This is a genomic window from Streptomyces sp. NPDC002853, from assembly GCF_053591915.1.
The window spans coordinates 99123-120365 of record NZ_JBSFUS010000012.1; the positions used below are offsets into that span (position 1 = coordinate 99123).

At 71.0% G+C, this 21243-nt stretch carries 20 protein-coding genes; 9 read left to right on the forward strand and 11 right to left on the reverse strand.

The genetic code is table 11. From position 1 onward, the window contains the following. Positions 1 to 220 precede the first annotated feature (220 nt). Complete coding sequence (gene serA / locus ACWD02_RS31025; protein WP_365823957.1) at positions 221 to 1825, forward strand: phosphoglycerate dehydrogenase; 1605 nt, start codon at positions 221 to 223, stop codon at positions 1823 to 1825. A 171-nt stretch (positions 1826 to 1996) separates the two neighbouring features. Here the strand turns inward: serA and ACWD02_RS31030 are convergent, their stop codons facing one another. Both ACWD02_RS31030 and ACWD02_RS31035 read right to left on the reverse strand, forming a co-directional pair. Further along, entirely contained in the window at positions 1997 to 2377 is a 381-nt protein-coding gene (locus tag ACWD02_RS31030; protein ID WP_344522952.1) for a hypothetical protein, read from the reverse strand. A 93-nt stretch (positions 2378 to 2470) separates the two neighbouring features. After that, entirely contained in the window at positions 2471 to 3640 is a 1170-nt protein-coding gene (locus ACWD02_RS31035; protein WP_451216240.1) for a PucR family transcriptional regulator, read from the reverse strand. Between the two features lie 180 nt (positions 3641 to 3820). On the opposite strand from ACWD02_RS31035, the gene ACWD02_RS31040 reads away from it, so the two are divergent. Together ACWD02_RS31040 and pruA are read left to right on the forward strand one after the other, a co-directional pair. After that, a complete protein-coding gene (locus ACWD02_RS31040) occupies positions 3821 to 4747 on the forward strand; it encodes a proline dehydrogenase family protein (protein ID WP_451216246.1) in 927 nt (308 codons plus the stop codon). Positions 4748 to 4797: 50 nt separating this feature from the next. After that, complete coding sequence (gene pruA, locus ACWD02_RS31045; RefSeq protein ID WP_451216249.1) at positions 4798 to 6429, forward strand: L-glutamate gamma-semialdehyde dehydrogenase; 1632 nt, start codon at positions 4798 to 4800, stop codon at positions 6427 to 6429. 77 nt (positions 6430 to 6506) lie between these two features. Here pruA and ACWD02_RS31050 read toward each other — a convergent pair whose 3' ends face one another. After that, positions 6507 to 7388 (reverse strand): alpha/beta fold hydrolase, encoded by an 882-nt coding sequence (locus ACWD02_RS31050; protein ID WP_451216252.1) that lies wholly within the window; start codon positions 7386 to 7388, stop codon positions 6507 to 6509. Positions 7389 to 7517: 129 nt separating this feature from the next. Next, complete coding sequence (locus ACWD02_RS31055) at positions 7518 to 7886, reverse strand: MerR family transcriptional regulator (RefSeq protein WP_451216254.1); 369 nt, start codon at positions 7884 to 7886, stop codon at positions 7518 to 7520. A 74-nt stretch (positions 7887 to 7960) separates the two neighbouring features. Here ACWD02_RS31055 and ACWD02_RS31060 point away from each other — a divergent pair, with 74 nt between their 5' ends. Continuing rightward, positions 7961 to 9088 carry an alkene reductase gene (locus ACWD02_RS31060; protein ID WP_451216257.1) on the forward strand — a complete coding sequence of 376 codons (1128 nt, stop codon included), beginning with the start codon at positions 7961 to 7963 and terminating at the stop codon, positions 9086 to 9088. On the opposite strand, the gene ACWD02_RS31065 is transcribed toward ACWD02_RS31060, so the two are convergent. The 4 genes from ACWD02_RS31065 to ACWD02_RS31080 all read right to left on the reverse strand — a co-directional run bounded on the left by ACWD02_RS31065 (position 9067) and on the right by ACWD02_RS31080 (position 12584). Further along, entirely contained in the window at positions 9067 to 9774 is a 708-nt protein-coding gene (locus ACWD02_RS31065; RefSeq protein WP_451216260.1) for a nitroreductase family protein, read from the reverse strand. The two genes, ACWD02_RS31060 and ACWD02_RS31065, sit on opposite strands and share 22 nt — an antisense overlap. 19 nt (positions 9775 to 9793) lie before the next feature. Next, positions 9794 to 11005, reverse strand: a complete 1212-nt coding sequence (locus ACWD02_RS31070) for a lysophospholipid acyltransferase family protein (protein ID WP_451216263.1) — start codon at positions 11003 to 11005, stop codon at positions 9794 to 9796. Positions 11006 to 11127: 122 nt separating this feature from the next. Further along, positions 11128 to 11991: a phosphatidate cytidylyltransferase gene (locus ACWD02_RS31075; protein WP_451216266.1), complete on the reverse strand. Its 864-nt coding sequence runs from the start codon at positions 11989 to 11991 to the stop codon at positions 11128 to 11130. After that, on the reverse strand, positions 11988 to 12584 hold the full coding sequence (locus ACWD02_RS31080; RefSeq protein ID WP_451216269.1) for a CDP-alcohol phosphatidyltransferase family protein: 597 nt from the start codon (positions 12582 to 12584) through the stop codon (positions 11988 to 11990). Before ACWD02_RS31080 ends, ACWD02_RS31075 begins: the two co-directional genes overlap by 4 nt. Here ACWD02_RS31080 and ACWD02_RS31085 point away from each other — a divergent pair. After that, positions 12583 to 13188: a GNAT family N-acetyltransferase gene (locus tag ACWD02_RS31085; RefSeq protein WP_451216272.1), complete on the forward strand. Its 606-nt coding sequence runs from the start codon at positions 12583 to 12585 to the stop codon at positions 13186 to 13188. The two genes, ACWD02_RS31080 and ACWD02_RS31085, sit on opposite strands and share 2 nt — an antisense overlap. Here the strand turns inward: ACWD02_RS31085 and ACWD02_RS31090 are convergent. After that, entirely contained in the window at positions 13185 to 14174 is a 990-nt protein-coding gene (locus ACWD02_RS31090; RefSeq protein WP_451216275.1) for a zinc-binding dehydrogenase, read from the reverse strand. The genes ACWD02_RS31085 and ACWD02_RS31090 overlap by 4 nt on opposite strands. A gap of 98 nt (positions 14175 to 14272) precedes the next feature. Here ACWD02_RS31090 and ACWD02_RS31095 point away from each other — a divergent pair, with 98 nt between their 5' ends. Next, positions 14273 to 15175, forward strand: coding sequence for a LysR family transcriptional regulator (locus ACWD02_RS31095; protein ID WP_451216278.1), 903 nt, complete (start codon positions 14273 to 14275; stop codon positions 15173 to 15175). Positions 15176 to 15370: 195 nt separating this feature from the next. Beyond that, positions 15371 to 15499: a hypothetical protein gene (locus ACWD02_RS31100; RefSeq protein WP_344520127.1), complete on the forward strand. Its 129-nt coding sequence runs from the start codon at positions 15371 to 15373 to the stop codon at positions 15497 to 15499. A gap of 4 nt (positions 15500 to 15503) precedes the next feature. Here ACWD02_RS31100 and ACWD02_RS31105 read toward each other — a convergent pair whose 3' ends face one another. Then, positions 15504 to 17117 carry a purple acid phosphatase family protein gene (locus tag ACWD02_RS31105; RefSeq protein ID WP_451216281.1) on the reverse strand — a complete coding sequence of 538 codons (1614 nt, stop codon included), beginning with the start codon at positions 17115 to 17117 and terminating at the stop codon, positions 15504 to 15506. Positions 17118 to 17268: 151 nt separating this feature from the next. Here ACWD02_RS31105 and ACWD02_RS31110 point away from each other — a divergent pair, with 151 nt between their 5' ends. Together ACWD02_RS31110 and ACWD02_RS31115 are read left to right on the forward strand one after the other, a co-directional pair. Further along, the gene (locus ACWD02_RS31110; protein WP_451216284.1) at positions 17269 to 18318 is read left to right on the forward strand and encodes a 3-isopropylmalate dehydrogenase; all 1050 of its coding nucleotides are present in this window, start codon (positions 17269 to 17271) and stop codon (positions 18316 to 18318) included. 244 nt (positions 18319 to 18562) lie between these two features. Next, the gene (locus ACWD02_RS31115; RefSeq protein WP_451216287.1) at positions 18563 to 19660 is read left to right on the forward strand and encodes a branched-chain amino acid aminotransferase; all 1098 of its coding nucleotides are present in this window, start codon (positions 18563 to 18565) and stop codon (positions 19658 to 19660) included. Positions 19661 to 19727: 67 nt separating this feature from the next. On the opposite strand, the gene ACWD02_RS31120 is transcribed toward ACWD02_RS31115, so the two are convergent. Beyond that, positions 19728 to 21146: a cytosine permease gene (locus ACWD02_RS31120; protein WP_451216290.1), complete on the reverse strand. Its 1419-nt coding sequence runs from the start codon at positions 21144 to 21146 to the stop codon at positions 19728 to 19730. Positions 21147 to 21243 lie beyond the last annotated feature (97 nt).

Consider the following 21243-nt stretch of genomic DNA (forward strand, 5'->3'; position numbering starts at 1 on the left):
CGGAAACGCCGGAGGGGGCGCTCTCCCTCCGGCGTTGTCCACCTCGTCCAGCCACGGACGGGTGATCCTTCCGCAGTGGCGTAAGACACTCGTCACTACGCCACTAGACTGCTTTCAACATTCGCGTCGGGCCCACAGCGTCGTGCGTCTTCCACGCGGCTAAGCGACACCGCATGCGGCCGTCGGGACGGCCGTCCGCATTGGACTTGTGAGGACTCACGTGAGCACTGCTGCCAACGGCAAACCGGTCGTACTCATCGCTGAAGAGCTGTCGCCCGCCACTGTCGACGCTTTGGGCCCGGACTTCGAGATCCGGCAGTGCAACGGCGCGGACCGCGCCGAGCTGCTGCCCGCCATCGCCGACGTCGACGCGATTCTGGTCCGCTCCGCGACCAAGGTCGACGCCGAGGCCATCGCGGCCGCCAAGAAGCTGAAGGTCGTCGCCCGTGCGGGCGTCGGTCTGGACAACGTGGACGTGTCGGCCGCCACCAAGGCCGGCGTGATGGTGGTGAACGCACCCACCTCGAACATCGTCACCGCAGCCGAGCTCGCCTGTGGCCTGCTCATCGCCACCGCCCGCAACATCCCCCAGGGCAGCCAGGCCCTGAAGGCCGGCGAGTGGAAGCGCTCGAAGTACACGGGCGTCGAGCTCGCCGAGAAGACCCTCGGCGTCGTCGGCCTCGGCCGCATCGGCGCGCTGGTCGCCCAGCGCATGAGCGCCTTCGGCATGAAGGTCGTCGCCTACGACCCGTACGTCCAGCCCGCGCGTGCCGCGCAGATGGGCGTCAAGGTCCTCACGCTCGACGAGCTGCTCGAGGTCTCGGACTTCATCACCGTGCACCTGCCCAAGACCCCGGAGACGGTCGGTCTGATCGGCGACGAGGCCCTGCACAAGGTCAAGCCCGCCGTCCGCATCGTGAACGCCGCGCGCGGCGGGATCGTCGACGAGGAGGCGCTGTACTCGGCGCTCAAGGAGGGCCGCGTCGCGGGCGCCGGTCTGGACGTGTACGCGAAGGAGCCCTGCACGGACTCCCCGCTGTTCCAGTTCGACCAGGTCGTCTGCACCCCGCACCTCGGTGCCTCGACGGACGAGGCGCAGGAGAAGGCCGGCATCGCCGTCGCCAAGTCCGTGCGTCTCGCGCTCGCGGGCGAGCTGGTCCCGGACGCCGTGAACGTCCAGGGCGGCGTCATCGCCGAGGACGTGCGTCCCGGTCTGCCGCTCGCCGAGAAGCTCGGCCGCATCTTCACCGCCCTCGCGAGCGAGGTGGCGGCCCGTCTCGACGTCGAGGTGTACGGCGAGATCACCCAGCACGACGTGAAGGTGCTCGAACTGTCCGCGCTCAAGGGCGTGTTCGAGGACGTCGTCGACGAGACCGTGTCCTACGTGAACGCGCCTCTCTTCGCCCAGGAGCGCGGTGTCGAGGTCCGCCTCACCACGAGCTCGGAGTCCCCGGATCACCGGAACGTCGTGACGGTGCGCGGCACGCTCACCGGCGGCGAGGAGATCTCGGTCTCCGGCACGCTGGCCGGCCCGAAGCACCTGCAGAAGATCGTCGCCATCGGCGGGTACGACGTGGACCTGGCGCTCGCCGAGCACATGGTCGTCCTTCGCTACGCGGACCGTCCCGGTGTCGTCGGCACCGTCGGCCGTGTCCTCGGCGAGGCGGGCATCAACATCGGCGGCATGCAGGTCGCTCGCGCCGACGTCGGCGGGGAGGCGCTCGCCGTCCTCACGGTGGACGACACCGTGCCGCAGGCGGTCCTCAACGAACTGGCCGAGGAGATCGGTGCGGAGTCCGCTCGCGCGGTGAACCTCACGGACTAGGGCTCCAGAGCCCTGGGCGCCGCCATCACCGACTGCGCCGAGTTCGTCCTCAAACGCCGGACAGGCTGGAGATCTCCAGCCCGTCCGGCGTTTTCCGGCGTCGGAGGCCTGGAACGTCAGTGGTGCGGGTGGCGTCGCGCCACCCGCACCACCTGGGGAGATGCCTTCAGATCAGGCGCCGATGCCCCACTTGAGGCACGCCTCGGGGACGTAGCCCTTCACGTTCGTGCCGTTCGTGATGCCGTACTGCCACTTGGTGCTCGTCTTGCCGCAGAGGGTGTACTTCTGCCCCGTGATCGACTTGCCGTCGTTGCAGAGGAAGCCCTTCTTGCCCTTGTTCCACTGGCCCTTGGCGGTGGCGTTCACCTTCGCGTGCGTGCGCACCTTCACGGTCTGCTTGGCGGGAACGTTCGTGAGTCCGTTGAGGCAGCTGGGCGCCGCGGCGGCGGACACCGGCGCGGAGGGCGTCTGCGCCACGGCGATGCCGCCGGTGAGGGTGGTGCCGACGAGGGCTGCGGCGGCGACGGCGGGTCCCAACAACTTGAATTTCATCGGGTGTCAGTTCTCCCCTGTGGAGTTGCGTGCGTGGTCGGGTGAGACGCTACCTCGCCATGATCACGTCACTCGCCTTCTGTGTCCGTGCCCTTACAGTCGTGACGCTTTCAGGACCATGTGCAGGAGGAGGCGGTCCTCGCCGTCGTCCAGGTCCAGGGACGTGAGTTGCTCCACGCGGGAGAGGCGGTAGTAGAGCGTCTGGCGGTGGATTCCCAACTCCGCGGCCGCGCGGCCCGCTTGGCCCGCGCAGTCCAGGAACACCTCGGCGGTACGGGCGAGTTCGCGGTGGGCGGGGGAGAGGAGGGCGCGGGCCGCCGGGTCCTCGGCCGCCTCCGCGGGCAGCGAGGTCAGGAGGCGGTAGGGGCCCACATCCGACCACTGGGCCACGGGAGCGAAGCGGGGTTCGGCCCGGGCAGCGCGGGCCGCCGTCGACGCCTCCCACCAGGCGGCGCCCAGCTCGTCCAGGCCGCGGCGGGCATTCGCGATGCCCGCCGCCGCGTCCTTCGCCGACTCCAGGAGCCGCGTGGCCGCCGACACCGCCGGGGTCGTCACGTCCGCCGAGCGCAGCCTGACCAGGACCGCGAGGCTCTGGCCCGCGGTGCCCCACGGCACCGTGCACAGGGCGGTCGCCCCCTGCACCGTACGGACCGAGGGGGCGGAGTCCGGGTCGGCGGAGGGCCAGGGGGCCACGCACACCACCGCGTGCAGGCCCTCGCCGCGCGGGCCGAGTGCCGTGCGCAGGTCGGCCACGGCCATGTCCCGCTGCCAGCCGCGCTCGGCGGTCAGGACGGCCCGGAACTCCCGGGTCAGATCGGCGCCCGCCTGCACCTCGTCGGCCAGCAGTGCGCCGATGCGGGCGGCGACCTCCATGGCGGCGGTCAGCTGGGCGTCCGTGGGGCCCGGATCGTCGTCGAGCAGCCATACGTACCCCAGGGCGAACCCCCGATGCCGTACGGGAAGGCAGATCCGCCCGCGATGGACGCCCGCCTCCGGAGTGGGCGGGATGCGGACCGGGGCCGTGGCGCGCGTGATGCCGAAGCTCTCGAACCAGGTGCGGACCCCCGCCGTCGAGCGGCGCGTGAGGATCGAGCGGGTGCGCACCGGGTCCAGCGCCGCCGCGTCGAAGTCGCTGTCGCCCCCGCTGTCGTGCGCGCCGAAGGCGATCAGCTCGAAATCGCGGTTCTCCAGCGTCGCGGGCGCGCCGAGCAGGGCTGAGATCTCATCGACCAGTTCCTGGTAATCGCCTTTCACGTTGTCCATTCTGACGTAGTTCGCCCCCTGCTTCAGACAGATGTCTGAGATCCAGGGCACGGATGCGTGACAGGTGTCGATGGCACCGGATCGGAGGGATCCTTAGGTTTCACGGTGGTTCTCCGTGCCGTACCGCTTCGTTACGCATATCCAGGTACGGCCCTGTTTCTACTCTCCGTGGAGGTGCCCGTGCTGGGTCCCGTGATCCTCGCCGCGTCGCGCAGCGACCAGATGCGCCGATTCGTCTCGGCGGCCCCGGGCACCAAGCAGGTCGTCGCCCGCTTCATCGCCGGTGAGACGGTGGACCAGGTCGTGCCGATCATCACGGACGCCGCCGACAAGGGCCTCGAGGTCACCCTCGACGTCGTCGGTGAGGACATCACCACGCCCGAGCAGGCCGCCGCCGCGCGCGACGCCTACCTGGAGCTCGTCGAGCGCCTCAAGGACCTCGGCCTCGGCACCAAGGCCGAGATGTCCGTCAAGCTGTCCATGTTCGGCCAGGCGCTCGAAGGCGGCCACGAGCTGGCCCTCGCCAACGTCCGGCCCGTCGTCGAGGCCGCCGCCGCCATCGGCACCACGGTCACCCTGGACGCCGAGGACCACACCACCCTCGACTCGATGTTCGCCATCCACGAGGAGCTGCGGAAGGACTTCCCGCAGACCGGCTGCGTCATCCAGTCCTACCTCTTCCGCACCGAGGACGACGCCCGCCGCCTGGCCGCCGCGGGCAGCCGCGTGCGCATCGTGAAGGGCGCCTACAAGGAGCCCGCCGAGGTCGCGTACCAGGACAAGGCGGAGATCGACAAGGCGTACGTGCGGATCATGCGCATCCTGATGGAGGGCGACGGGTACCCGATGATCGGGTCCCACGACCCGCGTCTGATCTCCATCGCGCAGGAGCTCGGTCGGCGTGCGGGGCGCAAACTGGACGAGTACGAGTTCCAGATGCTGTACGGCATCCGCAGCGACGAGCACCTGCGGCTCGCGGCCGAGGGCCACCGGATGCGCGTCTACACCGCCTACGGCACCGACTGGTACGGATATTTCATGCGCCGCCTCGCGGAGAAGCCGGCCAACCTGCTCTTCTTCGCCCGCTCCATCCTCACCAAGGGCTGAGCGCTCCTTTCCCGACTTCCCCCGACCCCCCCCAAGGAGATACGGAACTCATGGACGCTGTGACCCAGGTCCCCGCGCCGGTCAACGAGCCGGTGCACGGCTACGCCCCCGGTTCCCCGGAGCGTGCCCGCCTCGAGACCAAGCTCAAGGAGCTCTCCGAGAACCCCATCGAGCTGCCGATGACCATCGGCGGCGTCAAGCGCCTCGGTGGCGGTGAGCCCTTCAAGGTCGTGCAGCCGCACAACCACAAGGCCGTCATCGGCACCGGCCGCGGTGCCACGAAGCAGGACGCCCAGGACGCGGTCGACGCCGCCCTGGCCGCCGCCCCGGCCTGGCGCGCGATGTCCTTCGACGACCGCGCCGCGATCATCCTGCGCGCCGCCGAGCTGCTCTCCACGACGTGGCGCGAGACGCTCGCCGCCTCGACGATGCTCGGCCAGTCGAAGACCGCCCAGCAGGCCGAGATCGACACGCCCTGTGAGCTCATCGACTTCTGGCGCTTCAACGTCAAGTACGCCCGTGACCTGCTCGCCGAGCAGCCCCCGGCGAACGCGACCGGCGTCTGGAACCGCCTGGACCACCGCCCGCTCGAGGGCTTCGTCTACGCGATCACCCCCTTCAACTTCACCGCCATCGCGGGCAACCTCCCCACCGCCCCGGCCCTCATGGGCAACGTGGTCGTGTGGAAGCCGTCCCCGACGCAGACGCACGCCGCCGTGCTGCTCATGCAGCTCCTCGAGGAAGCCGGTCTTCCCAAGGGCGTCATCAACCTGGTGACCGGCGATGGCATCGCCGTCTCCGAGGTGGCCCTGACCCACCGCGACCTGGCGGGCATCCACTTCACCGGCTCGACCCCGACCTTCCAGCACCTGTGGAAGACGGTCGGCGAGAACATCGCCAACTACCGCACGTACCCGCGCCTGGTCGGCGAGACCGGCGGCAAGGACTTCGTCGTCGCGCACCCCAGCGCCGACCGCGCGATCCTCAAGACGGCCCTGACCCGCGGTTCCTTCGAGTTCCAGGGCCAGAAGTGCAGCGCGTCCTCGCGTGCGTACGTTCCCGCCTCGATCTGGAACGACGGCTTCAAGGAGGAGTTCGCGGCCGAGGTCGACGGCATCAAGATGGGTGACGTCACCGATCTGTCGAACTTCATCGGCGCCGTCATCGACGAGCGCGCGTTCGCCAAGAACAAGGCGGCCATCGACCGCGCCGCGGCCGATCCGACCTGCACGATCGTCGCGGGCGGCACGTACGACGACTCGGTGGGCTACTTCGTGCGCCCGACCGTCGTAGAGTGCTCGGACCCGGCCAACGAGGTCTTCACGACCGAGTACTTCGGCCCGTTCCTGGCGATCCACGTCTACGAGGACGACAAGTACGAGGAGATGCTGACCCAGATGGAGTCGGCCTCGGACTACGCCCTCACCGGCTCGGTCATCGCGGGCGACCGCGCCGCTGCCGCGTACACGATGGAGAAGCTCCGCTACGCGGCGGGCAACTTCTACATCAACGACAAGTCGACCGGCGCCGTCGTCGGCCAGCAGCCCTTCGGCGGCGGCCGCGCCTCCGGCACCAACGACAAGGCCGGCGCCCCGCAGAACCTGCAGCGCTGGACGCTGACCCGCGCCATCAAGGAGACGCTGGTCCCGCCGACGGACTACCCGTACCCGCACATGGGCTGACGCCCCCCGGGGCTTCGACGCCCCCTCTGAACCCCGCCTCCGACCTGGGCCCCACCCCGGTCGGAGGCGGTGCTGTTTCACCGCGCCGGTGCGTCGAGGCGCCGGGTCAGGAAGTCGTCGATCAGGGCGGCGATCTGCGCCGCGTGGGTCTCCAGGGCGAAGTGGCCGGCGGGCAGGAGGTGCACCTCGGCCTCCGGCAGATCACGGAGGAAGGCGAGGGCGCCGCCCCGCACGAAGATCTCGTCGTGGGCACCCCAGGCGGCGAGCAGCGGGACCTGGGAGGCGCGGAAGTACTCCTGGAACGCGGGGTACAGCGCGATGTTGCTGCCGTAGTCGCCGATCAGGGAGAGCTGGATCTCGTCCTGGCCCTCGCGTGCCATCAGCGCGGCGTCGTGCAGCCAGGCGTCGGGGCTGACCAGGGTCTGGTCCACAACGCCGTGCGTGTACTGCCACTTGATGCCTTCGAGGGAGCGGATCTCCCGTACGGGCGCGGCGGTCTTCTCGGTCGGGTCCGCGATGTACGCGAGGACGGGCGCCCAGGCCTCGGTGCCGAGACCTTCCTCGTAGGCGTTGCCGTTCTGCGTGACGATCGCGGTCACGCGTTCAGGGTGCGCGAGGGCCAGGCGCAGGCCGATGGGAGCGCCGTAGTCCTGGATGTAGAGCGCGAAGCGCGTCAGGCCCAGTTCCTCGGTGAACTCCGCGGTGAGTTCGGCGAGTTCGGCGAAGGAGTACGTGAAGTCGGGTGCGGACGGGGCGGCGGAGCGGCCGAAGCCGAGGTGATCGGGGGCGATGACGCGGTAGCGGTGGGCCAGGAGCGGTATGAGGTCGCGGAACATGTGCGAGCTGGAGGGGAAGCCGTGCAGCAGGAGGAGGACGGGGGCGTCGACGGGGCCTGCCTCGCGGTAGGCGATCTCGTGGCCGCGGACGGTGATGGAGCGGTGGTGGGTCCTGCTGCTCATGTCTAACCTCTCAGGCGCGTTTTGGTGGTTGCCTCAGGAATGAGTAGAGCACGCGTCAACCTAACCGGTCAATGCGCGTTAAGGGGTTAGAACGTCAAGGGGTGGGAACTCGCGGAGTCGGAGGAGCAGTCAGGCGTCGCTCCCGCCCGCCGCCGCGGTGATCACCTCGTCCAGCACGTCTCTTGCCCGCAGCAACTCCTCGACCATGCCGTCGATCCGGGCCCGCTCCACCGAAAGCTCCTCCACCAGCCAGGGGGTCGCCGTCTTCGACGGGCCGCCGTCCTGGTCCCGCATGCAGGGCAGCAGCTGCACGATCTTCGCGCTGCACAGGCCCGCCGCGAACAGCTCCTGGATGTGCACGACCCGGTCGACCGCGGCCTCCGGGTACTCGCGGTGGCCGCCCGGTGTGCGGTCCGCGTACAGCAGGCCCTGCTTCTCGTAGTAGCGCAGGGACCGCTCGCTCACAGCGGTACGCTTCGCCAGCTCGCCGATCCTCATGTCACACGTACCTCCGCACTCGAAGCGCCTCCGCACTTGAATCTGACACCGGTGTCAGCTTCTACCGTTCCGGCATGACGAACACCAAGCTCCTCACACCGTATTCCGCGCCCACCGCCCACGGCCTGCGTCTGCCCAATCGCATCGTCATGGCCCCCATGAGCCGCCACCGCGCCACCGAGGACGGCACCCCGCTGCCCGTGGTCGCCGACCACTACGCCCAGCGTGCGAGCGCCGGCCTCATCGTCACCGAGGGCATCTGGCCCAGCAGCCGGGGCCAGAGTGGCTGGCGCTTCCCCGGCCTGGAGACCGCCGCGCACATCGAGGGATGGCGGCGGGTCACCGAGGCCGTGCACGCCGCGGGCGGCCGGATCTACGCCCAGCTGATGCACGGCGGCCGGCACGGGCACCCGCTGTCCCGGATCGACGAGGACGTGCCCGCCGCGCCGTCCGCCGTGCTCGTCGACCCGAGCCGCGTCCACGTGCGCGACGGCGGCAAGGCCGACCCGGTGACCCCGCGCGAGATGAGCGTCGACGAGATCCACACGGCGGTCCGGGACTTCGCGACCGCCGCCCGCAACGCCGTCACCGCGGGCTTCGACGGCGTCGAACTGCACGGCGCCAACAGCTACTTGATCCACCAGTTCCTCGCGGACAACTCCAACCTCCGCGACGACGAGTACGGCCAAAACACGATCGCCGACCGCATCCGCTTCGTCGTGGAGGTCGTACGCGCCGTCGCCGACGCCATCGGTGCCGAGCGGCTCGGCCTGCGCCTGTCGCCGGGCAACCCGCAGTTCGGCATGGCGGAGGCGGACCCCGGCCCCGTCTACCGCGCGCTGCTCGACGAGATCGACGGCCTGGGCCTCGCCTACCTCCACCTCACCGACAACGACAGCTACCCGGCCCTCACCGATCTGCGCCCCCACTGGCACGGCACGCTCATCGGCAACGTCGGCGAGAACGGCGACCCGACCACGCGCGAGGCGGGCGAGGCGGTCCTGGCCGAGGGCCTCGCGGACCTCGTCTCGTACGGCCGTGCCTTCATCTCCAACCCCGACCTGCCGGAGCGGTTCGCGGTGAACGCGCCGCTCCAGGAGATCGACGCGGCACACCTCTACACGCACGGTGCCGAGGGCTACACCGACTACCCGTCCCTGGAGAGCCGGTTGGTCTCCGCTCAGACCTCCACGAGCACCTGATCAAGGGACTTCCGTACGAGGTCGGGGACCTGGCAGTCCGGAGCCGGATAGCCCACGGGGATCACCGCGAACGCCTTCTCGTTCTCCGGCCTGCCGAGCACCTGCGACAGGAACCGCATCGGGCTCGGCGTGTGGATCAGCGCGGCGAGACCCGACAGGTGCAGCGCGGACAGCAGCATCCCCACCGCGATGCCCACCGACTCGTCGACGTAGTAGTGCTTGTGCTTGGTGCCGTCCTCGCCCAGCCAGTAGCGCTGCTGGAAGACGACGACCAGCGCGGGCGCGTCCGTCAGGTGCGCCTTCACCTCGTCCGTGCCGAGCGGGCGCAGGGCCGCGAGCCACTCCTCGCCGAGACGGCCGTCGTACGAGACGCGCTCCTCGTGCTCGGCTGCCTCGCGGATGCGGCGGCGTACCTCCGGGTCCTGGACGAGGACGAAGGTCCACGGCTGCTGGTGCGCGCCGGACGGTGCGGTCGCCGCGCACGCGATGGCGTCCCGCACGACCTGTGCGGGCACGGGGTCGGGCGCGAACTGCCGTACCGTACGGCGCTCCTGCATCCGTGCCCTCAACTCGGCCGCCTGCGCGAGGGATGCGGGCTCGGGCATGCGCTCCGGGCGGTACGGAACGGAGCGGTAGGGCTCGCCGTGGATGGGGGTCCAGGGCCGTTGTGCGGTCTCGTCAGCCATGTTGCCGAGTGTGCCCCGGTCAGCTCCATCCCGTCACGATCAATGAGAGCCCGAGCGTGAATCCGCCACCCAGCAAGGCCAGATACAGCCCGTAGAACCGCCGGAGCCTGTGCACGAGGAACCCGAAGGCCCCGAAGGCGAGGCCCACCGTGAGGGTGCGGGAGCCGCGCGAGAGTGCCGAGTGGGCCAGCCAGTCCTGCGGCGCGATGTCGGCGCGGCCCGCCTCGCGTGCGTACACCTTGAAGGGGATGCCGTTCCAGGGCTGGTGTCGGACGGCCGCCGCGCCTTCGACGGCGAGCTCGGCGCGTACCTCGGCGCGCATCCGGTCCGTGGTCAGGGGGTGCGGCAACTGGGCTCCGGAGGCGGCCAGTTGCAGGGCAAGCAGGCCGCCCGCCAGGCTGCCCGCGAGTGCCGTGAGGGACAGCTTCAGGGCCCGGCGCGGTACCGCCACGCAGGCGATCGCCAGGAACAGCTCCGGCATCAGGGGCCAGCTCAGCGCCTCCGCGAAGGCCCAGGCGAAGGCTGCCGCGAGACCCCGGCGTGAGCTGATGAAAGCCGCGACGCGCCTGCGGGTGACGGAGTCCCTGAGGGGCTCCCGCGCCGTACGGCGATGCAGCTCGACCACCGCGTCACGGGCCGCCTCGGGGGTCGTGTCCGGCGGCAGCGGGGCTCCGATGCGGACCCTGACCAGGGTGGGGCGGAGTTTTCCGTGCTTGGGCAGGAGGCGGGCGGTGCCGTCGATGGCGACCGGGACGACGGGCACGTCCGCCTGCCGCGCGAGGACGAGAGCGCCCTTGTGGAAGGCGCCGAGTTCGCCCGCCCGTGCGCGGGTGCCCTCGGGGAAGAGGACGACGGCTGCGCCCGCGCGCAGGGCGTCCGCCCTGGACAGCAGGTCGTCCGTGCCGCCTCCCGTGCGGCGTACGGGGAAGCCCGCGGCCAGGCGGCTGCAGATCCGCCGCCGCCAGGGGGAGGCGAACCAGTAGTCCGCGGCCGCGCCGATCGCGGGCGCGTGGCGGGCGTCCAGTGCGGCGAGCAGGGCGGCGGTGTCCGCGTGCGACGAGTGGTTCGCCACGACCACGCAACCGCCGCGCGGCAGCCGGCCGCGCCGCTCGACTCCGCCGGTGAGGGTGAGCAGGGTCCACCACAGGGCACGTCGCAGGACCGCGCCCGGCTTCGGCCGCCGTTCGACACCGGCTCCGCCGAGTTCGCCCCCGTCGGTGTGATCCGGCATCCGGCCAGGAGAGTTGGGCCCGCTCGGCGTGTGTCCCGCGGGGTCTGGGGCGGAGGCCCGGGGCGGGGCGGTCCGCCGCCGGTTGCGGCAGAGCCCGGTCGAACGAGTCCTTGGACGAACCCTCACAGCGTCACCACCATCGTCAGCAACAGCGCGACCAACAACGAATCGATCCGGTCGAGCAGGCCGCCGAACCCCGGCAACCAGCTCCCCGCGTCCTTCACGCCGGCCTCCCGCTTGACCATCGACTCCAGGAGATCCCCGAGCACGCAGCCGACGAGCACCGCGGCCCACAGCACCGGGGAGAACGCGCCGACCGCGGCCAGCGCGGCGCCGGTCGCGGCGGCGGCTCCCGCGACGCCCGCCCAGGTCTTGTTGGGGGAGAGGGGCGAGAGCGGCCGGGACAGAAGCCCCCTGCGGCCCAGTGCCGTACCCCCGCACCACGCCCCCACGTCCCCGAACGCCACCGCCACGCCCACCGCCACGGCCGTGTCGCCGAGCAGCACGAGACCGCTCAGCGAGACGGGGATCCAGAGCAGCCCGAAAACCGTACGGCTCGCCCGCGTGAACCCCTGCGCGGCGTCCCCGCGGAAGAGGGCCACCCCGGCGGCGGCGATCAGCAGCGCACCCGCCGTCCGCAGGTCGAGGGCATCGGGCGCCCCCCAGGCGATGCCCGGCACCGCCACGGCGGACACCGCGAGCACGGACCGCTCACCCCGCGGGAGCCCCGCCATCCGCGCGTACTCGCCCACGGCGACCACTCCGAGCCCGGCCGCGAGCGCGAACGCCCCCGCCCGGCCAAGGAAGAAGGCCCCGAGGAAGAGCGGCGCGGCCAGCGCCCAGGTACGCCACCGCTTGCGCAGTTCGGCCCGCATCCGCACCCGCGAGGGCAGCGCGGCGACGGCCACTCCGCCGACGCCGAGCACCCCGGCCACCACGGGCACGGCACGCCCGGCGGCCTCCCCGGCGATGAACGCGGCGCTCATCGCAGGGCCTCCGGGTGCTGCTGCCCCAACTCCCGCCACAGCCCCGCGAGTCGCAGCCCCGCCGTCAGCGCCGAGCCCGCCGCGATCACCACGAGCACCGGCACGAACCACCCGGAAGCCGCCGCGAGGACCACGAGGGCGCAGCGCTCCGTCTTGCCGACCGGGCCCCCGTTCAGGCGGGGCGCGCCCGCCGCCGCGCCCGCGAGGGACACCCAGGAAGGGAGCGTCGCCGCGAGGCCCGCCGTCGCCACCAGCCACAGCGGCGCCAGGGTCAGGAAACCCGCGAGCATGACCAGATCGGCCGCCCGGTCGCCCAGTTCGTTCAGGAGCGCGCCACGCCGTGACGTGCGGCCCGTGTCACGGGCCAGCGCTCCGTCGAGGTTCGCGAAGGCGAGACGCGCGGCGAGCAGCACGGCCACCGGGAGCGCCGCGAGCGGCGCCGGCAGCCAGGCGAGCGCCGCGGCCGCGCCCGCCGCGCAGAGCACACCCGCCGCGGTGAGGGTGTCGGGCGACACCTCGCGGCGGGCGAGCGCGCCGCGTACGCCGGACAACCGGTCCGCGTACCAGGGCTTGAGAGCGTAGAGGCCGTTCATGGCACTGACTCTGCCGCCGCCCCGCCGCGGGGAAATCGGCGTGCGTACTCAGATATGGCCTGAGTACGGTGGAGAGGTGACCACGCTGCGTACGGCCCACACCTGCGATCTCGACCCGACCGAACTCCGTGCCGCCCGCGCCCTGATGGACGAGGCGTTCGACGGGGACTTCAGCGACCAGGACTGGGAGCACGGCCTCGGCGGCATGCACGCCCTGGTGCACGACGACTCCGGCCTCCTCCTCGCGCACGGCTCCGTGGTCCAGCGCCGGATCGTGCACGACGGCCGTTCGCTGCGCATCGGTTACGTCGAAGCGGTCGCCGTCCTCCCGGACCGGCAGCGGCAGGGTCTGGGCGGGCAGGTGATGGGCGCCCTGGAGCGGGTGATCGACCGGGCGTACGTCCTGGGCGCGCTGTCGGCGTCCGACGAGGGGGAGCGGCTGTACCTCGGGCGCGGCTGGCAGCAGTGGAAGGGCGCGGTCGGCACCCTCGGCCCGCGGGGCGTGGTCCCGATGCCGGACGAGGAACCCCCGCTCCTGTGGGGCGCCGACCTCGATCCGGCGCACGAGATCCTCATCGACTGGCGTGACGGGGACGTCTTCTAGGCGGCGACGATGATCTTGCCGAGGTTCTCGCCCCGCAGCATCCCCAGGAACGCGTCCACGATGGAGCCGAAGCCTCCCACCACGGTCTCGTCGAGCCCGATGCGCCCGCTCTGCAGATGCGGCACCACGAACTCGTACAACTCCTCCTGTACGTCGCGGTAGTTGCTGACCAGGAAGCCCTCCATGCGCAGGCTCTTCTCGACGATGTCGGGGAGGTTGCGCAGGGCGTATGGCGTGCCGGTGCTGTTGTACTGGGCGATCGTGCCGATGCGTACGATCCGTCCGTACGCGCGCAGCGAGGAGATCGCCGCTTCGAGGTGCTCGCCGCCGACGTTGTCCATGTAGAGGTCGATCCCGTCCGGCGCCGCCTTCGCGAGCAGCTCGGCCGTCGGGCCCGCGTGGTGGTCGAAGACCTCGTCGTAGCCGACGTGTTCCGTCAGGTACGCCGCCTTCGCCGCTGTTCCCGCGCTGCCGACGAGCCGTCCCGCGCCCATCAGCCGGGCGAGCCGCCCGGTGGCCGTGCCGACGCCGCCGCCCGCCGCGGAGACGAACACGTCCTGTCCCTCGCGGAGTTCGGCGATGCGGGTGAGACCGACGTAGGCCGTGAGGCCCGTGCCGCCGAGGATGCTCAGGTGCGCGGAGAGCGGTACGCCCTCGAAGCGGGGGACGGCGCGTGTCTCGCCGGGGGTGACGACGGTGTGGGTGCGCCAGCCCTGCCGGTGGAAGACGATCTCGCCTTCGCGGAGCGCGGGGTCGCGGGACTCGGTGACGCGGCCGAGGGTACGGCCCTCCAGGGGAGCGTTCAGGGCGAAGTCCCCGTCCATCATTTCCCGGTGGTAGGGGTCCACCGACCAGTACAGGTTCTCCACCAGGGCGGTGCCCGGCGTGGGCCGGGGCGGCGCCGACTCGACGAAGGCGAAGTGCTCGCGGGTGGGGTAGCCGTGGGGGCGGGCGGTCTGGTGCACGGTGAGCGCGGTCTCGGTCATGGCGGTGACCGTACGGAGGAATGCGGGGGCCGGGGAGTGGGTTGCGCTCATGGAACGCCCCGAACCATGAAGAGCCCTCATAGAAGCAGGTGGGACCCATGATGGCCGCTGCCACCGACCTCGCACCGCACGAACTGCGCATCCTCGTCGCCGTCGACCGCGAGCGCGGGTTCTCGGCGGCGGCCGAGGCGCTCGGGGTGACCCAGTCGGCCGTCTCGCACTCCATCCGCGGGACGGAACGCAAGGTGGGGGCGGTGCTCTTCGAGCGTGGCCGCAAGGGTGCGACCCCGGCCGGCGTGGTCGCCGCCGCGCACGCCCGGCGCGTCCTGCGGCTCCTTGACGCGCTGGCCGCCGAGGCCCGGGGCGCCGCACAGGGCACGGTCGCGGGAGTGTTGCGCATCGCCGCGTTCCGCAGCGTGGCCCTGCACCTGCTGCCGCCCGTCCTGGAGCGCCTCACCGCCCGCCATCCCGGAATCGAGCCGGAGGTACGCGTCGTCCGTGAGCTGGGCGCGGGCACCGCGGGGGAGGTCGCGGAGGGGCGCGCGGACGTCGGCATCGCGACGATCGGGGCGACCTCGCCGGTGCCCGCCGGGCTCATCGGTGACGTACTCATCGAGGAGCCCTACTCGCTGGTGCACCCGGCGGGGCACCCCGACCCGCGCTCCCTGCCCCTCGTGGACTGGCACGAGAACTGCGGCTCCTACACCCGGCAGTGGTGGGCCGGACAGGACTGGATCCCGAAGGCGACCGTGCTGACCGAGGACGACGGAGCGGTGCTCTCGATGGTGAGCAGGGGACACGGCATGGCGATCATGCCCGCGCTCTCGCTGAACGGAGCACCGGACGGAATCGGGATCACCGATCTCGGTCCGGAGCGCCCGTCGCGTTCCGTGGGCTACGTCACCACGCCTGAGCTGGCCTCCACCGTCGCTGTCCGCGCCCTCATCCGCGAGCTCAGGGCCGCCGGAGGAGGGGCCGGAAGCGAAGGCCGTCTCAGATAGTAGGAAGTCCGAGTAATTGTGGAGACAGACGCTCCGTCCTCGCTTAGCTTTGTAGGAGCCGAACGTCTCGCTCGATCAAGCGAATGGCGGTCGTGAGCCGGAGCCCCGTGCAGGCAACCCCTGTGGCCCCGCCGCTCCCCGCCCCCGGCGTCTCGTAAACACGAATCACCCTTCCCCTCAAGGAGTGGATCCCTCATGGCCGAGACGACCGCACGCCGAGTCCGACACGCCTCCCGCAAGACCGATTCCGAGCGCAAGAACGCCGCGGCGGCCCTGCAGCGCGCACTCGACCGCAGGGACAACGGCGGCGAGACAGGGCACTGACCCGTCAGTCCCTGAGCCCCTGCTCACCGCGCACCACCTCGAAGTGGTCCACGCGCTCTCCGCTCTCGGCGAGCGCGGAGACCGTCAGCTTCGGGTGGGCGCCGGCCGTCACCTCCACCGCGAGGAACGAGAAGCCGGTGTACCGCACCCGTGACCACTCCACCGTGTCCGGGTCGGCGACGCGTGACTTCGTCCAGTGGAACGACAGGATCGAGTCCCGGTCCTCGATGCTCCCCTCGAAGCTGTCCTTCACGCCCGCCGGAAAACTGTAGAGGTCCTTGCCCGCGCCGCCCGCGGTCACGTACACGATGCCGTCGCGCGTCGGATCAGTCGACGCGCCGACCGGTACGGGCTTGCCGACCTCGCCGCCCTTGATCGCGTCGGTGCGTTCGTAGACGTGGTTGTGGCCGTTGACGACCAGGTCCACCTGGTGCCTGCTGAACAGGTCGAGCCACGCGTCGCGTACTCCGCCGTCGGACCCGTGCGTCGCCGTCGAGTACACGCAGTGGTGGAAGAAGACCACGATGAAGTCGACGGTCCCGTCCGCCCGCAGTTCGCCGAGGCGCTTGTCCAGCCACGCGGTCTGCTTGCCGTCCGTGTAGCCCTTGTTGGCCGGGATCTCGTACGAGACGTCGTTCGCGTCCAGCGCGACGACGCCGACATTGCCGTACGTGAAGGAGTAGACGCCCGGCGCGCCCTTCGGGTCGAAGCCGTTCTCGGGCAGCGACCAGCGGGCGTACTGGCCGCCGTAGCCGTCCGGCGAATACCACGCCTCCATGTCGTGGTTGCCGGTCGTCACCATCCACGGGACCGACTTCGCCACGGACTCCGTCTGGGCCAGGAAGGTGTCCCACACGCGTGCGTCGTACGTGTCGGACTCCTTGCCGTGCCCGGTGCTGTCCGCGTAGCAGATGTCGCCCGCGTGCAGATGGAAGGACGGGTTCTGGCCCAGGATCAACTGGTCGTTGGCGAGCGCGTCGTAGCTCACGCCCTGGTCGCCGAAGGCCGTGAACACGAACTTCTCCGGTGTCGCGGGCGCCGTACGGAAGGAGCCGATCGTCGCCATCCGCTCGGGCGACGCCGGGTCGAAGCCGTCGTGGCCGACCCCGTAGTAGTACGTCGTGCCGGGCCTCAGACCGTCGAGCGCCGCGTGCAGGTAGTACTGCTCGACCGCGGGGAGCTTCTTCGACAGGGTCGGGGTGTGCAGGTCGCGTACCTCCGCCTCGATCTTCCGGCTCAGCTCCCAGGGCTTCAGTCCCACCCGCAGATACGGGGACTTGACCGCGAACGGCACCTGCCAGGAGACCCGCATCTGCGTCTTCGGGTCCGCCCCGAAGGCGAGATGCCGGGCGAAGGGCGCCACCAGCCTGCCGTCGACCCTGACCGGCGCGGACGGCGCGGAGGCCGTGGTGAGAGGGCTCGACGCCGACGCGCTCTCGCCGTGGGCGCTGCCCGAGCTGCCCGCGAGCAGGCCGATGCCGCCGACCGTCCCGGCCGTGGCGAACGAACCGGCGAGGACCTTGCGCCGGGACAGCTTCTTGCGCAGGTAATCGTGCTGCTCCGGCATGCTCATCCCGGCCGCGAGCCGCTCCGGTATGCCGACGTTGGGGGTGTCCATGTCCATACAACTTCCCGGTGACTCCCAACTCCCGCCAGGCCTGTGGGTGAAGGGAGGGTGGCCATGTGATGACGCACCCATGGCGTGACCAGGAGTGTCCGCATGCCGGACTGCGTGTGTCATCCACTGGGACGACGCGTACGCTGCTCGCATGTCGGCAAGTTCTCGCATCCTCAATCTCGCAGTGATCCCCGGTGATGGAATCGGCCAGGAAGTCGTGGCCCAGGGGCTCAAGGTCCTCAACGCCGTCCTCCCGCAGGATGTGAAGCTGGAGACCAAGGAGTTCGACTTCGGCGCCAAGCGCTACCACGCGACCGGTGAGACCCTCACCGACGCCGACGTCGAGGCCCTCAAGCAGTACGACGCGATCCTCCTCGGCGCGATCGGCGACCCCTCGGTCCCGTCCGGCGTCCTGGAGCGCGGCTTCCTGCTGAAGCTCCGCTTCCTCTTCGACCATCACGTCAACCTGCGGCCGTCGAAGCTGCTCCCGGGTGTGGCGACCCCCCTCAAGGGCCAGCCCGAGATCGACTTCATCGTCGTACGCGAAGGAACCGAGGGCCCGTACACGGGCAACGGCGGCTCGATCCGCACGGGCACCCCGCACGAGGTCGCCACCGAGGTCTCCGTCAACACGGCCTTCGGTGTGGAGCGCGTGGTCCGTGACGCCTTCGCCCGCGCGCAGGCCCGCCCGCGCAAGAAGCTGACGCTGGTCCACAAGAACAACGTCCTCGCGTACGCCGGTCACCTCTGGACGAACGTCTTCAACGAGGTGGCGAAGGAGTTCCCCGACGTCACCACCGACTACATCCACGTCGACGCCGCGACGATCTACCTCGTCACCGACCCGGGCCGCTTCGACGTGATCGTCACCGACAACCTCTTCGGCGACATCATCACCGACCTCGCCGCCGCCGTCTCCGGCGGAATCGGCGTCGCGGCCTCGGGCAACATCAACCCGAGCCGCGAGTTCCCGTCGATGTTCGAGCCCGTGCACGGCTCGGCGCCGGACATCGCGGGCCAGGGCAAGGCCGACCCGTCGGCCACCGTCCTGTCCGTCGCCCTGCTCCTGCGTCACCTCGGCTACGAGGACCAGGCGGCACGCATCGAGACCGCCGTCTCCACGGACCTCGCGGAGCGCGGCGACACGGTCCGCACCACCGAGCAGATCGGCGACGCGCTCGCCGTACGAGTAGCGGGCTGACCCGGCGCTCATCCTTTGTGCACAGAAGCCGCCGGGTCTGGTTCACCACCCGGCGGCTTCTCGTATGCGGCTGCGGGTGCCACCATCGACCCCTGGGCCGCATTCACGCTGTTTCTTCCTCGGCGCCACGCGAGCGATAATCGAACGTGGGGCCGCGGAATGCAGGGTTGCTCGGACGTCCTGGTACGAGACGTACTGGCGTGAGCGCGGTCCGTCACCATCACACCGTGAAGGACTAGTACTCATGACGACGACGCCGACACCCACGATCGAGCTCAAGCCCACCTCGAGCCCGCTGTCCAAGGCGGAGCGCGAGGCGATCCTGGCCAACCCCGGGTTCGGCCGCCACTTCACCGATCACATGGTGACGATCAAGTGGACGGAGGGGCGCGGCTGGCACGACGGCCAGCTCGTGCCGTACGGCCCGCTCTCGCTCGACCCGGCGACCAACGTCCTGCACTACGCGCAGGAGATCTTCGAGGGTCTGAAGGCCTACCGGCAGCCCGACGGCTCGGTGGCCTCCTTCCGCCCCGACGCCAACGCGGAGCGCTTCCAGCGGTCGGCGCGGCGCCTCGCGATGCCGGAGCTGCCGGTCGAGACGTTCATCGAGGCGTGCGACGCGCTGGTGAAGGCGGACAAGGCGTGGGTGCCGGCGCACGGCGGCGAGGAATCGCTCTACCTGCGGCCTTTCATGATCGCCAGTGAGGTCGGCCTGGGCGTGAAGCCCGCCAACGAATACCTCTTCATCGTCATCGCCTCGCCCGCCGGCGCGTACTTCCCCGGTGGCGTCAAGCCCGTCTCCATCTGGCTGTCGGAGGACCGCGTGCGCGCCGTCCCCGGCGGCGTGGGCGACGCCAAGACCGGCGGCAACTACGCGGCGTCCCTGCTCGCGCAGGCCGAGGCCGCGGAGAAGGGCTGCGACCAGGTCGCCTACCTGGACGCCGTGGAGCACAAGTGGGTCGAGGAGCTCGGCGGCATGAACCTGTACTTCGTGTACGGGGACAAGATCGTCACGCCGACCCTGACCGGCTCGCTGCTCGCCGGGATCACCCGCGACTCGCTGCTCACGGTCGCCCAGGACCTCGGCTACAAGTCGGAGGAGTCGCGGGTCTCGATCGACCAGTGGCAGGCGGACACCTCCGAGGGCACGCTGACGGAGGTCTTCGCGTGCGGCACGGCCGCGGTGATCACCCCCGTGGGCACGGTCAAGTGCCGCTCGGGCGAGTGGACGCAGAGCGGCGGCGAGCCGGGCCCGGTCACGATGAAGCTGCGCGAGGCACTGCTCGACGTCCAGCGCGGCACGGCGGAGGACCGCCACGGCTGGATGCACGACCTCGGCTGAGGGCTTGACTCCGTAGAACCGCAGAGGGCCGGGCCCGGAAGCAAGCCTTCCGGCCCGGCCTTCGCGCTCAGGGGGCCACGCTGACCGCAGGTTCCACAGGCTCGGGGGCCCGTCCCCGCTCAAGCACCGCGTACGCCACGCCGCCCACCACTCCCGACAGCAGGAAGCTGCAGTCCACCCCGCCGGTCAGGGAGAGCAGCGGCCCCTCGTAGGAGGGGAGCGAGACCGCCGCCAGGCCGACCGCCGCGCCCAGGGCCCAGCTCACCGTCGCCGGGACGTTCCACCCCGCCCGGTACCAGTAGATCCCGCCCCGCGAACGGCGGTTGAAGACCTGCAGCGCCTCCGCGTCGTACACGCCCCCGCAGCGGGCGAAGCCGATCAGGGTGATCACCGCCCACGGCGTGCCGATGGCCGTGAGGAGGAGGACGAAGGACGTCATCGCGTCCTGCGCCTCCCACGCGTAGTGCCCCACGAACACGCATCCCGTGGCGACCACGGCCACGGTGTACGTCGCGCGGGCCCGCGACGCACGCGGCAGGATCGCGTCGAGGTCCAGGCCCATCGAGTACAGCATCAGGCCCGCGTTGCCGACCGAACCCGCGGAGGCGGCAAGCAGGAGCGGGACCAGGTACCAGCCGGGGGCGGCCGAGACCAGCGGCCCGGCGTAGTCGAGCGCCGCCCCCGCCGCGTACGCCGTGAACGTGCCGAAGAGCTGGGGGACGAGGAGCCCGGCGAGCAGGCCGATCCACGACGCCCGCAGCACCGTGCGGGAGCTGTGGCGGGCGGGGGAGACGTAGCGCGTGTAGTCGCCCAGGAGCGTGATGAACGCGATCGGACCGCTCAGGCCCGCCGCCACCAGGGCAAGGAGCCACGTCGGCCAGAAAGAGCCGAGGAGGTAGCCGCCCGCCTCGGGCAGAGCCGACGTCGTGAAGTCGGGGGCGTACGCCACCACCCCGAGGACGAGCAGCGCCGTCATGCCGACCGCGAGGACGCGCGAGAGGCGCAGCAGCGCACGGTAGCCGTAGACCGCGCCCGCCACCGTGGCGGCGGCAAGGAGCGCGTACACGACCCCGTACGAGAGGCCGCTCGCCGGAAGTCCCGTCAGGCGGTGCATTACGCCCACCATCACGTCGCCGCCGATCCAGATGGTCAGCGCGGTGTAGCCGAGGGACAGCAGGAGGCCGACGACCGAGCCGACCAGCCGTCCCCGCACGCCGAACTGGGCCCCGGAGGAGGTGGAGAGGTTCGTGCCCGTGCGGAGCGAGACCAGGGCCAGGGGCGCGGTCAGGGCCGTGCCGATGACCGTGCCCGCCACCACCGAGGTGACGGAAGCCCACCAGCCGAGGCCGAACGACACCGGCAGCCAGCCGAAGACGATCACCCCCAGGCAGAGGTTGGAGCCGAGCAGGATCGAGATGAGATCGCGGGGGCCGCTGGTGCGTTCCCCGTCCGGGATGGTGTCGACTCCGCGCTGTTCCATCGGCATGAGGGCGCCCCTGACGCTCGATCGTGGCCGCCTGCGCACACAGGCTGCCGGACGACTGTTTGAGTGCCGCTCAATGTGACCTGAGTCAAGCTCGCAC

Bases quoted from the DNA above. Each gene is read 5' to 3' on its own strand.
- ACWD02_RS31030 (WP_344522952.1), bottom strand. From the start codon at position 2,377: ATGAAATTCAAGTTGTTGGGACCCGCCGTCGCCGCCGCAGCCCTCGTC.
- ACWD02_RS31035 (WP_451216240.1), bottom strand. From the start codon at position 3,640: ATGGACAACGTGAAAGGCGATTACCAGGAACTGGTCGATGAGATCTCA.
- pruA (WP_451216249.1), top strand. From the start codon at position 4,798: ATGGACGCTGTGACCCAGGTCCCCGCGCCGGTCAACGAGCCGGTGCAC.
- ACWD02_RS31050 (WP_451216252.1), bottom strand. From the start codon at position 7,388: ATGAGCAGCAGGACCCACCACCGCTCCATCACCGTCCGCGGCCACGAG.
- ACWD02_RS31055 (WP_451216254.1), bottom strand. From the start codon at position 7,886: ATGAGGATCGGCGAGCTGGCGAAGCGTACCGCTGTGAGCGAGCGGTCC.
- ACWD02_RS31060 (WP_451216257.1), top strand. From the start codon at position 7,961: ATGACGAACACCAAGCTCCTCACACCGTATTCCGCGCCCACCGCCCAC.
- ACWD02_RS31065 (WP_451216260.1), bottom strand. From the start codon at position 9,774: ATGGCTGACGAGACCGCACAACGGCCCTGGACCCCCATCCACGGCGAG.
- ACWD02_RS31070 (WP_451216263.1), bottom strand. From the start codon at position 11,005: ATGCCGGATCACACCGACGGGGGCGAACTCGGCGGAGCCGGTGTCGAA.
- ACWD02_RS31075 (WP_451216266.1), bottom strand. From the start codon at position 11,991: ATGAGCGCCGCGTTCATCGCCGGGGAGGCCGCCGGGCGTGCCGTGCCC.
- ACWD02_RS31085 (WP_451216272.1), top strand. From the start codon at position 12,583: ATGGCACTGACTCTGCCGCCGCCCCGCCGCGGGGAAATCGGCGTGCGT.
- ACWD02_RS31080 (WP_451216269.1), bottom strand. From the start codon at position 12,584: ATGAACGGCCTCTACGCTCTCAAGCCCTGGTACGCGGACCGGTTGTCC.
- ACWD02_RS31090 (WP_451216275.1), bottom strand. From the start codon at position 14,174: ATGACCGAGACCGCGCTCACCGTGCACCAGACCGCCCGCCCCCACGGC.
- ACWD02_RS31095 (WP_451216278.1), top strand. From the start codon at position 14,273: ATGATGGCCGCTGCCACCGACCTCGCACCGCACGAACTGCGCATCCTC.
- ACWD02_RS31100 (WP_344520127.1), top strand. From the start codon at position 15,371: ATGGCCGAGACGACCGCACGCCGAGTCCGACACGCCTCCCGCAAGACC.
- ACWD02_RS31105 (WP_451216281.1), bottom strand. From the start codon at position 17,117: ATGGACACCCCCAACGTCGGCATACCGGAGCGGCTCGCGGCCGGGATG.
- ACWD02_RS31110 (WP_451216284.1), top strand. From the start codon at position 17,269: ATGTCGGCAAGTTCTCGCATCCTCAATCTCGCAGTGATCCCCGGTGAT.
- ACWD02_RS31115 (WP_451216287.1), top strand. From the start codon at position 18,563: ATGACGACGACGCCGACACCCACGATCGAGCTCAAGCCCACCTCGAGC.
- ACWD02_RS31120 (WP_451216290.1), bottom strand. From the start codon at position 21,146: ATGCCGATGGAACAGCGCGGAGTCGACACCATCCCGGACGGGGAACGC.